The 10,518-nt window shown below is 70.2% G+C and carries 9 protein-coding genes; 2 read left to right on the forward strand and 7 right to left on the reverse strand.

The annotated features are described in order from the left end of the window. Nucleotides 1–13: 13 nt before the first annotated feature. The 4 genes from ACFHVL_RS08055 to ACFHVL_RS08070 form a co-directional block, all read right to left on the reverse strand. Nucleotides 14–1,327, reverse strand: coding sequence for an SPFH domain-containing protein (locus tag ACFHVL_RS08055; RefSeq protein WP_416626616.1), 1,314 nt, complete (start codon nt 1,325–1,327; stop codon nt 14–16). Then, nucleotides 1,327–2,925 carry an SPFH domain-containing protein gene (locus ACFHVL_RS08060; protein ID WP_416626618.1) on the reverse strand — a complete coding sequence of 533 codons (1,599 nt, stop codon included), beginning with the start codon at nt 2,923–2,925 and terminating at the stop codon, nt 1,327–1,329. Before ACFHVL_RS08060 ends, ACFHVL_RS08055 begins: the two co-directional genes overlap by 1 nt. Nucleotides 2,926–3,081: 156 nt before the next feature. Continuing rightward, a complete protein-coding gene (locus ACFHVL_RS08065) occupies nt 3,082–3,324 on the reverse strand; it encodes a hypothetical protein (RefSeq protein ID WP_416626620.1) in 243 nt (80 codons plus the stop codon). Nucleotides 3,325–3,389: 65 nt separating this feature from the next. Beyond that, nucleotides 3,390–4,775, reverse strand: a complete 1,386-nt coding sequence (locus tag ACFHVL_RS08070; protein ID WP_416626622.1) for a short-chain fatty acyl-CoA regulator family protein — start codon at nt 4,773–4,775, stop codon at nt 3,390–3,392. 207 nt (nt 4,776–4,982) lie between these two features. Here ACFHVL_RS08070 and aceA point away from each other — a divergent pair, with 207 nt between their 5' ends. After that, the gene (aceA, locus tag ACFHVL_RS08075) at nt 4,983–6,284 is read left to right on the forward strand and encodes an isocitrate lyase (RefSeq protein ID WP_416626623.1); all 1,302 of its coding nucleotides are present in this window, start codon (nt 4,983–4,985) and stop codon (nt 6,282–6,284) included. 20 nt (nt 6,285–6,304) lie between these two features. Next, nucleotides 6,305–7,885, forward strand: coding sequence for a malate synthase A (gene aceB / locus ACFHVL_RS08080; RefSeq protein ID WP_416626633.1), 1,581 nt, complete (start codon nt 6,305–6,307; stop codon nt 7,883–7,885). 98 nt (nt 7,886–7,983) lie between these two features. On the opposite strand, the gene ACFHVL_RS08085 is transcribed toward aceB, so the two are convergent. The 3 genes from ACFHVL_RS08085 to ACFHVL_RS08095 form a co-directional block, all read right to left on the reverse strand. Beyond that, the gene (locus ACFHVL_RS08085) at nt 7,984–8,769 is read right to left on the reverse strand and encodes an MBL fold metallo-hydrolase (RefSeq protein ID WP_416626625.1); all 786 of its coding nucleotides are present in this window, start codon (nt 8,767–8,769) and stop codon (nt 7,984–7,986) included. Nucleotides 8,770–8,959: 190 nt separating this feature from the next. Further along, the gene (locus ACFHVL_RS08090; protein ID WP_416626627.1) at nt 8,960–9,811 is read right to left on the reverse strand and encodes a hypothetical protein; all 852 of its coding nucleotides are present in this window, start codon (nt 9,809–9,811) and stop codon (nt 8,960–8,962) included. 104 nt (nt 9,812–9,915) lie between these two features. Further along, nucleotides 9,916–10,326, reverse strand: coding sequence for a VOC family protein (locus ACFHVL_RS08095; RefSeq protein WP_416626628.1), 411 nt, complete (start codon nt 10,324–10,326; stop codon nt 9,916–9,918). Nucleotides 10,327–10,518 lie beyond the last annotated feature (192 nt).

Raw genomic sequence — 10,518 nt, forward strand, 5'->3', positions numbered from 1 at the left:
CCCGGTCCGCCGGTCAGTCCGCGTCGTCGCGGTGCGGGGCGGCGACCCGGTCCGCCACCGGCAGCCCGGCTGCCCGGGGCAACAGCTGCGCGGTGAGCAGAGTGGACAGCGCCGACGCGTCGCCGCCACCACCGTTGGCGCCATCGGTACGGACCACCACCGGTTGCGGGGCCTTGTTGGCCAGTTCTGCACCGACCTCCAACCGGCGCAGCGCCAGCTCGTACTGCAGCACCGCCCGGTTGTCCCGGTACGCCTGGGCCAGTCGCCGCTGTGCCTTGGCTTCGTTCTCGGCGGCGATCAGCCCGCTGCGACCCCGGGTCTCGATCTCGAAGCGGACCCGCTGGGCATTGGTCTCCTGCTGCTCCAGCAGCTGCGCGACCTGCTCACGGGCCTTGTTCAGCGCCGCCTTGACCTCGACGAACCGGGCGTCGCGCACCTTCTTCGCCCGCTCGATGTCCATCTGCAGGCTGTCGATGCGCCGCTTACGGGTCAGCCCCCACTCCTGCTCGTACGCGGCGTGTTCCTTGGCGACCCGTTCCCGGGTGGCCAGGTGCTGCTGATACTGGGTGGGCAGCTGCACGTCGGGGATGTTGCAGCCGGTGATCCGCACCCCGTAGCGGGACAGCTGCCGGTTGAGCAGGTCCTGCATGTCGGCCACGTCGGAGCCACGCAGGTCGTACGCCCGTTCGGTCTGCACCTGGCGGGCCCGCTGCCGGATGGCGTCCTGCACGGCGCTGGACAGCACCAGGTCGAAGTTGCCGGCGCCGATGGTCCGCACGAACAGCACCGCGTCGGTGATCCGCAGCTTCATGAAGAACTCGATCGACCGCAGCGGCACGTTCTCCCGGGTCGGGCAGGCCATCACCGGCGCCGAGTACGGGATCTCGGTGGCGACGTCGACGACGAAGTCGACCCGTGACCAGGGGTGCCACAGGTAGTGCCGGCCCGGCTCCAGGGTGCGGGTTACCGCGCCGTAGCGGGTGAGCACCCCGTGGGTGCCCTGCTCGATCTCCACGATGGACGAGCGCCACCACCAGAGCGCACCGATCAGCAGCAGTACCACCCCGGCCAGGTAGCTGGCACCGGCGATGGCACCGGAGACCGCACCGACCAGGCCGCCGTCGCCGCGTACGGAGAGCATCACGCCGGTCAGCAGGGCGAGCAGGCCGAGCCAGAGCGGCACCATCCAGCCGAGCCGGCGGCGGTGTTTGGGGATCACCACCGGAACGAGGCTGCCGTCGTCACCGCCGCGCAGCAGCTGGGCCAGCTCGCTCCACGGTGCGACGGCTTCGGAGATGACCGACCTGCCGCTGTTGAATTTGTTCATCACTGCTGTACCTCCGTGCCGGCGTCGGTCCGCTGCGGCGCACCGGGGACCAGCGAGGTGTCGGCGGTCTCGACGGCCGCCACGGTCGGCCGGTCGGCCTCCCGCAGGGCGGCGATCTCCGGCTCCCGCTCGGCGATCCGGGCGACGACCTCGGTCAACCTGGTCCGCATGGCGGCCATGTCGGTGTCGCTGAACAGCTCGGCACCCCGCTCACCGACCAGCTCCCGGGCCAGCCGCAGCAGGTCGATCCCGACGGCGCCGTTCGGGTCGGCCGACCCACCGATGCGCACCAGCCGGGGCAGATGGTCGGCGACCTCTTCGAGGGTGTCGAGCACCTCGCGCTGGTAGCGGTACTCGAGAATCTCCGGTGCCTCGGCGGCGGTGACCGCCCGGATGTCCAGCGCCTGCGCCTCGAGCAGCGCAGCGTTGGCCCGCGCCTCGGACTCGGCGGAGACGTAGCGCTGACGGGCCATCGCCTCGGCCCGGTTGGTCTCCCGCTCCACCGCGGTGTCCATCTGCGCCTGGTACTGGGCAATGTCGGCCTGGATCCCGGACAGTGTCTCGTGCAGGGTGGCCAGCTCCTTGGTCAGGTCGCCCTCGTCCTGCTCCTTGCGCAGTTGCAGCGCGTACTGGTGGGTGTAGGCGTCCTTGGCGACGCGCACCATCTCGGGAGCGGCCAGGTCCATCCGGTATTCGCGGTCGGCCGGCTCGGCGCTGGTGATGTTGGCGTTGGTCAACTCGACCGCCGGGCGGAACTGCTGGTTGAGCTGCTCCAGCAGCCGTCCGGTGTCCTCGCCGACCATGTTGTAGATCTCGGCCGCCTGCTGCTCGTAGATCAGGCTACGGATGGTCTCACTCACCGCGTTGCTGAGCTTCTCCTCGAAGCCACGGACCGCGCCGAGGGTGTAGACGAACTCCACCGGGTCACTGATCCGGAACTGAATGAACAGGTCGATGGAGGCCTTCACCCCACCCTTGGTCGGGGCTTCGCGCACCGGGGCGTTGAACGGGTACTCGCGGGTGGTGTTGACGATGTACGACACCCGCTTCCACGGGTTCAGCAGGATCACCCGGCCGGGGCCGACGACCTGCTCCAGCTTGCCGAAGCGGGTGATCAGCGCGGCGCAGCCGTCCGGCACCATGACCATGCCCTGGCGCCACCAGACGAAGCCGACGGCGAACAGCGACAGCAGCCAGTAGTGGATGCCGAAGAACGGGTTGAGCAGCACGCTGCCGCCGGCGACCCAGATGACGACGGCGGCGAGCCCGCCGATGACCAGCAGCAGTGACACCGGCAGCATGGTGGCCAGCGACCTGCCCCGGGGGATGACCATCGGGCAGATGACGTGCGCCTGCCCGTCGGCGTCGCGGCGCTGCTCGCTGCGGTTGAGCACCTCCCCCGCGTCGTCGAGCGGGACCCGGCGTTGCTCCATGACGGTGTCGATGCTGCCGCCGAGGTCCCGGGCCGCCGGGAAGTCGACCGGATCCATCCCGTCGTCCTGCAGCTGCGTCCGCTGCCCGCCGCCTCCCCCGCCGGCCGTCGGGCCGGCCGGCCCGGTCACCGCCCCGCCTCGGCGGCGCAGCTCGGCCATCGCCATCACCCGCGGATCTCCACCACTTTCAGTGATTGCCTGGGCGGCGTTCCGTAAACCTTGTTGGACCCGTGACACGGCTCCCCTTCCGCAAGTTCCAGATCCCGGCGATGCTAGCGAGCCAGGTCAAGTTAGGTGGGCCAAACGACGGCCGTAAACCGGTCATCCACGGCCGTCGCGCTCAGCCACCGTCGGGACCGACACCGGGCGTACGGAGAGCAACAGGTCCGTGATCGGCAGCCGCTGCCGGGTGGCGCGCTCGGGGGTGGCGCGCTCGGGGGCGGCGAGCGACTCGTCGAGCTGACCGGCGTCGACCCGGCGGCCCACCGCGACGACCGCCAGCGGGGTGAGGGTGCCGTCGCCGACCAGCAGTGCGGCGACCCGGTCGCGGTCGAAGCCGCCCATCTGGTGCACCCCGGCCGATCGGCGTGGTGGGCGGTGTCGCTCGACGACACTACGACCAACCCGGGTCAGTCCTTGAGCGGATACGGGATGAAGGTGCTGCGGTTCTCATCCACGTCGAGCCGACGGCTGATCGGCGGGGCCGCCCGCTGCGGGCAGGTCATCCGCTCACAGGTCTTGCAGCCGGGGCCGATCGGGGTTGCGGCGTCGGCGGCCTGCAGGTCCATCCCTGCCGAATAGACCAGCCGGCCGGCGTGCCGGGTCTCACAGCCCAGGCCGATCGCGTACACCTTGCCGGGCTGGCCGTAGCCGCCGTTGTGCCGGATGACGGTGCGGGCGATCCACAGGTAGCGCTGCCCGTCGGGCATCGCGGCGATCTGGGTCACCACCCGCCCCGGTGCGCCGAACGCCTCGTAGACGTTCCACAACGGGCAGGTACCACCGGTACGGGAGAACGGGAAGCCGGTAGCGGACTGGCGTTTGGACATGTTGCCGGCCCGGTCGACCCGTACGAACGAGAACGGCACCCCTCGTGAGCGGGGACGCTGCAGCGTACTGAGCCGGTGGCAGACCGTCTCCCAGCCCATCGCGAAATGCTCGGTGAGCAGGTCGATGTCGTAGCGGCGCTGCTCCGCGGCGGCCAGGAACTGCTCGTACGGCAGCACCAGCGCCGCCGCGAAGTAGTTGGCCAGCCCGACCCGGGTGAGGATCTGGGTCTGCACGTCGTCGAACTTCTCCTCCTCGATGATCTCGTCGATCACGTCGGCGTACTCCAACAGCGCGATCTGGGCAGCCATCCGAATCGACTCCTGGCCGGAGCGCAGCGAGGTGGACAGGTGCAGGGTGCGGGTCTGCGGCCGGTAACGGTGCAGCTCACCGGCGAGGGATTCGGCGTCGTCGCGGGAGACGCGTACGCCGTGCCGCTGGGCGAGGCGGTCCTGCAGCGCCGACCGGGCCTCGCCCCGGCGCAGACCGATCTGCCCGGCGAGGCGCTCGGCCGCCTCGTCGATCGCCGGGACGTAGTTCTGCCGCCGGTAGAAGAACTCGGTGACCTGGTCGTGCGGGCTGCGGCCGATCCGTTCCCGGTCCCCGACCAGCTCGGACAGCTGCTCGTCGACCTGCTGGTAGCGGCGGTGCAGGTCGAGCACGGCCTCGGCTACCTCCGGCAGCCGGGAGGCGAGCTCGGTCAGCTCGCCGATGCCGGCCCGGCCACCGAGCGCCTCGCGCAGCCCGGCGACCAGCCGTGGCGTGTCGTGCGGGGCGAAACTGGTCGGGTCGACACCGAACACCTCGGTGATCCGCATCAGCACCGCGACGGTGAGCGGCCGGGAGTCGTGCTCGATCTGGTTGAGATAGCTCGCCGAGATGCTGAGTCGCCGGGCGAGTTCGGTCTGACTGATGCCCCGGTCCTCGCGCATCCGGCGCAGCCGCGCACCGGCGAAGGTCTTGGTCATCGCCATCACCTCCCCGCTCGCCGCCACTGCGATCAGCCCACGTTAACACCCTCCCGACAAGGGTTAACACCACTGAAAAGGAGCTCATTCGCAAATTGGCAAAAACGGCTTGAGACTTTTCAACAATTGGCTTCTTCCGTACCTCGCCCCGAATGCCGGTGCCATGTGACCGTTGTCCGCACACCACCTGCGACAGAGGAGACGACGATGCGGAACGCAGTCCAGCAGTTGCGGCACGAATGGGACACCGACCCGCGCTGGCACGGCGTGCGGCGCGGCTACCGCCCCGAGGATGTGGTGCGGCTGCGCGGCGCGATCCAGGAGGAACACACCCTGGCCCGGCACGGTGCCAGACGGCTGTGGCAGCTGCTGCACAGCGAGGACTACGTCCACGCACTCGGCGCGCTCACCGGCAACCAGGCCGTGCAGATGGTCCGGGCCGGACTCAAGGCGATCTACCTGTCCGGCTGGCAGGTGGCGGCCGACGCCAACCTCTCCGGGCACACCTACCCCGACCAGAGCCTCTACCCGGCGAACTCGGTGCCGGCGGTGGTCCGCCGAATCAACAACGCACTGCTGCGGGCCGCCCAGATCGACACCGCCGAGAGCGGCGAGGGCTCCGTCGGACCGGCCGGCGGCGACAGTCCGGCCACCGACTGGCTCGCCCCGATCGTGGCCGACGCCGAGGCCGGCTTCGGCGGCGTGCTCAACGCGTACGAGCTGATGACCGCGATGATCGCGGCCGGTGCGGCCGGGGTGCACTGGGAGGACCAGCTGGCCGCCGAGAAGAAGTGCGGCCACCTGGGCGGCAAGGTGCTGATCCCCACGGGCGCACACGTGCGTACGTTGGAAGCCGCGCGGCTCGCCGCCGACGTCGCCGGCGTGCCCAGCGTGATCATCGCCCGCACCGACGCGCAGGCCGCCACCCTGCTCACCACCGACGTCGACGAGCGCGACCAGCCGTTCGTCACCGGCGAACGCACCGCCGAGGGCTTCTACCGGGTGCGCAACGGCATCGAGCCGTGCATCGCCCGAGGGTTGGCGTACGCGCCACACGCCGACCTGCTGTGGATGGAGACCAGCACCCCCGATCTGGAGGTCGCCCGCAGGTTCGCCGAGGCGATCAAGAGCGAGTACCCGGACCAGTTGCTGGCGTACAACTGCTCGCCGTCGTTCAACTGGCGCAGGCACCTCGACGACGCCACCATCGGCAAGTTCCAGCGGGAACTCGGCCACATGGGATACAAGTTCCAGTTCATCACCCTGGCCGGCTTCCACGCGCTCAACTACTCGATGTTCGACCTGGCGCGCGGCTACGCCTCCGATGGGATGAGCGCGTACGTGTCGTTGCAGGAACGCGAGTTCGCCGCCGAACCGGCCGGCTACACGGCGGTCAAGCACCAGCGGGAGGTCGGCACCGGCTACTTCGACCTGATCAGCACCGTGCTCAACCCGGCCGCGGAGACCACCGCGCTACGCGGCTCCACCGAAGAGGAGCAGTTCGCGTGAGATACGAAATCCTGGGGTCGATGGCGGAGCGCTTCGACGAGGTGCTCACCCCGGCCGCGCTGGAGTTCCTGGTCGCCCTGGACGGCGAGTTCGCCGCCCACCGGGTGGCGCTGCTGGACACCCGACGGGCCCGGCGGGCCCGGTTCGCCTCCGGTCAGCTGCCCGACTTCCTGCCGGAGACCGCACACATCCGCGCCGACGAGTCCTGGCAGGTGGCGCCGGCCGCACCCGGCCTGGTCGACCGGCGAGTGGAGATCACCGGCCCGACCGACCGGAAGATGACCGTCAACGCGCTGAACTCGGGCGCCAAGGTGTGGCTGGCCGACTTCGAGGACGCCACCAGCCCGACCTGGCACAACGTCATCGGCGGGCAGCTCAACCTGATGGACGCCCTGGACCGGCGGATCGACTTCACCGACGAACGCGGCAAGCGGTACGCGCTCGGCGAGCACCTGGCCACCATCGTGGTCCGCCCGCGCGGCTGGCACCTGGTGGAGAAGGGCATCGTCGTCGACGGCCGGCCGATCTCGGCCAGCCTGGTCGACTTCGGGCTGTACTTCTTCCACTGTGCCCGTCGGCAGCTCGCCGCCGGTGCCGGCCCGTACTTCTACCTGCCGAAGCTGGAGAGTCACCGCGAGGCGCGGCTGTGGAACAAGGTGTTCGTCTTCGCCCAGCGCTACGTCGGCCTGCCACCGGGCACCATCCGGGCGACGACGCTGATCGAGACGATCACCGCCGCGTTCGAGATGGAGGAGATTCTCTACGAGCTGCGGGAGCACTCCGCCGGGCTGAACGCCGGCCGGTGGGACTACATCTTCAGCGTGATCAAGAACTTCGGGCAGTGGCCGGACTTCGTGCTGCCGGACCGGGCCGAGGTGAGCATGACCGTGCCGTTCATGCGGGCGTACACCGAACTGCTGGTCCGGACCTGCCACCGGCGCGGCGCACACGCCATCGGCGGGATGGCCGCCTTCATCCCCAGCCGGGACCCGCAGGTCAACGAGGCCGCGTTGGGCAAGGTGCGGGCGGACAAGCAGCGCGAAGCCGGCGACGGCTTCGACGGCTCCTGGGTGGCCCATCCGGGCCTGGTGCCGACCTGCCGGGACGTCTTCGACGCCGTGCTCGGCGACCGGCCGCACCAGGTCGACCGGCACCGTGACGACGTGGCGGTGACCGCGACCGACCTGCTCGCCGTCGACAAGACCCCGGGCCAGGTGAGCGCGGCCGGCGTCCGCTCGAACGTCGCGGTGGCGCTGCGGTACGTCGACGCCTGGCTGGGCGGTGCCGGCGCGGTGGCGCTGTGGAACCTGATGGAGGACGCCGCCACCGCCGAAATCGCCCGCTGCCAGGTGTGGCAGTGGCTGCACCACGGCATGCCGCTGGCCGACGGCGGCTGCGTCACCGAGGACCTTGTCCGGTCGATCCTCGCCGAGGAGCTGACCGACCTGGTCGACGGGCGCGACGGCGCGGACCGCGACCGCGCCGAGGCGGCGGCCCGGATCGTCGAGGAGACGGCGCTCGGCGAGGACCTGCCGGCGTTCTTCACCACCGACGCGTACGCCCGGCACCTGTCGCCCGCCGGATCGGCAGACCGGCCCTGACGCCGGTGATCTGCGGACACCCGCTTCCACCCTGGACTCCGGTGCCGGGTCGGCCACCGACATCGACATCGCCGCCGCGAGCGCGGATGCGGCCGTGCCTACCCGCTGGCGCTGAGTTGGGCGAACGCCGCAGGGTCGTGAGCGGAGAAGATCGTCAGGTCTGCCGCCGCGCGGGCCCGCAGTTCCGTGAGGCGGGCATGGTTCTCGCGCACCGTGGCGGGGTCGTAGGCGATGAGGGTCTCCAACGCCCGCAGGGCGAACGGCACACCGCCACGCCCGTCGATGCTGCCCGGGTGGAAGAACGCGTCACCGGCGTGGAGCAGCCAGCGGTCACCTCTGTCGACTGCGACGCAGGCGTGGCCCCGGGTGTGACCGGGCAGCGGAATCAGGACGATCCCGGGCGCGATCTCTTCCAGAGGCTTCGCCGCAGCGAATCCCCGCCACGGCTCGCCCGTGACGCCGTGTTCGACGATGCGCGGACCGTACGCCCACTGGGCCGGGCGAAACCGACGCCGCTCGCGCAAGGTCGGCGGGGTCCGGGCACCGAGCACCTCGTCGGCGGTGGTGTGCACGGTCGCGTGCGGAAAATCGGAGAGGCCGCCGATGTGGTCGGCGTCGAAGTGGGTGACGACGATGTGCCGTACGTCGTCGCGCCGCAGCCCGAGGCGCTCGACCTGCCGTGCGGCTGTCTCGTCGGGGTCGAGCACAGGTCGTACGACGAACCGCGCCGGACCGATGCGACGTCCCGGGTTGGCGATGTCGTCGAGTCCGTGGCCGGTGTCGACGAGGACCAGCCCGTTGTCGGTCTCGATGAGCAGCACATGGCACACCAGCGGCGCGGCGGGCAGGCGCATGGTCCCGCAGTTGAGGTGGTGAACCTTCACTGTGCCTCCATGGGTCGGCTGGCAGCAGTCGGTACCAGCCCGAGAGGCGAGTATTTCCTATCTGGCCGCTGCGCCCGTACGTGACCATCGCCACCGTGCTCATCCCGGCCCGGCGACATACGGCAGCCGGGACGTCGGTGTGGCCGAACCGGACGGGCCGGCCACACCGACGGTCCTGCAGGAGGACGGATCAGGTTGCGCAGATCGCGTACACCCGGGTGTACCAGTTGCCGGCGATCCCGGTCGGGTCCTCCAGCGCGAGGTCGACGGCGGAGGTCAGCGCGGCGTCCGGGTAGACGCCGGTGTGGATGGCCTGGCCAACCCCGCCGGTGATCTCGGTGCCGAGGCCGTGCAGCCGCTTGCCGGCCGGGCACGCCGCACCGACCACCTTGTCGGCGGAGTTGACCGCCGAGGTCGCAGTGACCAGTTGGAGTCCAGGCAGCGGGTTGGCGCAGACGCCGTACGACCAGAGGCTCCAGCTTCCGGCGAAGCCGGCCTCGTCCTCGTAGCCGGTGACCGTGGCGCTGGTGAGCGTCGTACTCGGCCGCAGGTCGTCGAGCACCGCGTTGCCGGCACCGTTGGTGGTGCGGGCACCGACGCTGATCAGCTGCTTGCCGGCCGGGCAGCTCGCCGTCGCGGTCTTGTAGTTGTTCGAGTTGCTGGCCGTCTGGAAGCTGATGTACTCCAGACCGGCCGGGGCCTGACCACAGATGCCGTACGCGTGCACCCGCCAGGATCCGGCGTAGGCGCCGTTCTCCGCCGCCCCGGCGGCGAACCGGTCGCTGCTGCCGAGCGCCTGCAGCCGGGTGAACCCGACCTGCCGGCCGCCGCCGTTGATGAAGCCGCCGCCGCCGAGGATCCGGGTGCCCGCCGGGCAGACTGCCAACGCTTCCTTGCCGCTGGTCGAGTCGGACGCGCTGACGCCGCTGACGAAGACCAGGCCGGGCACCGCCGAGGCCGGAGCGGCCACGGCCACCCCGACCAGCGTGCTGCCCGCCACCATCAGCGCGGCCAGTACGAGTCGTGCAAGTCGATTCTTCACTGTGCTCTCCCTTGTCGTGGGATCTGACACAGGTGAGAACACGACGTGGCCCGGCCGCCAACAACTTTTCGATGATCCTCTGTGGGCGCGGCGCTACGGACAGGTCACTGCGGCTGGGCGACGTTGACCAGCCATCCGACGCCGAACTTGTCGACGCACATGCCGTACAGGTCGCCCCACATCTGCTTCTCGAACGGCATGGCGACCGTGCCGCCGTCGGACAGCTGCTCCCACACCTGTTCGAGGCCCTCGCCGGGATCGCCGCTGAGGCTGCAGGTGACGGTGTCACCCGGGTTGTACGGCATCCCGGGGGCGGTGTCGGACGCCATCAGCGTGTAGCCCCGCTCGGTGGTGAGCGACGCGTGCATCACCTTGTCGGCGACGGCGGGCTCGGTCGAGCCGAACTCGGCGAACGTGTTGATCCGCAACTCGCCGCCGAACACCGAGTGGTAGAACTCCATCGCCTCGCGGGCGTTGCCGTCGAACGTGAGGTACGGGTTGAGTCGGGACGTCATCGCAGGTCTCCCCGTTGACTGGTGAACATGTCACCTCGGACGCTAGACCAACCCACCGACACTGGGGCCCGTCGGCGCGGCAGACACCCCGCAGAGGGTAGCTGACTGTTGGCGCTCCGGACATCTATGGCGCTCTTGAAGCTGCTATGATGCTGGCGTGAACCTCAAGGAGTGGGCAGCGTCGACCGGCAT

The sequence above is a fragment of the Micromonospora sp. LOL_023 genome, assembly GCF_048060115.1.
Taxonomy (GTDB): domain Bacteria; phylum Actinomycetota; class Actinomycetes; order Mycobacteriales; family Micromonosporaceae; genus Micromonospora_E.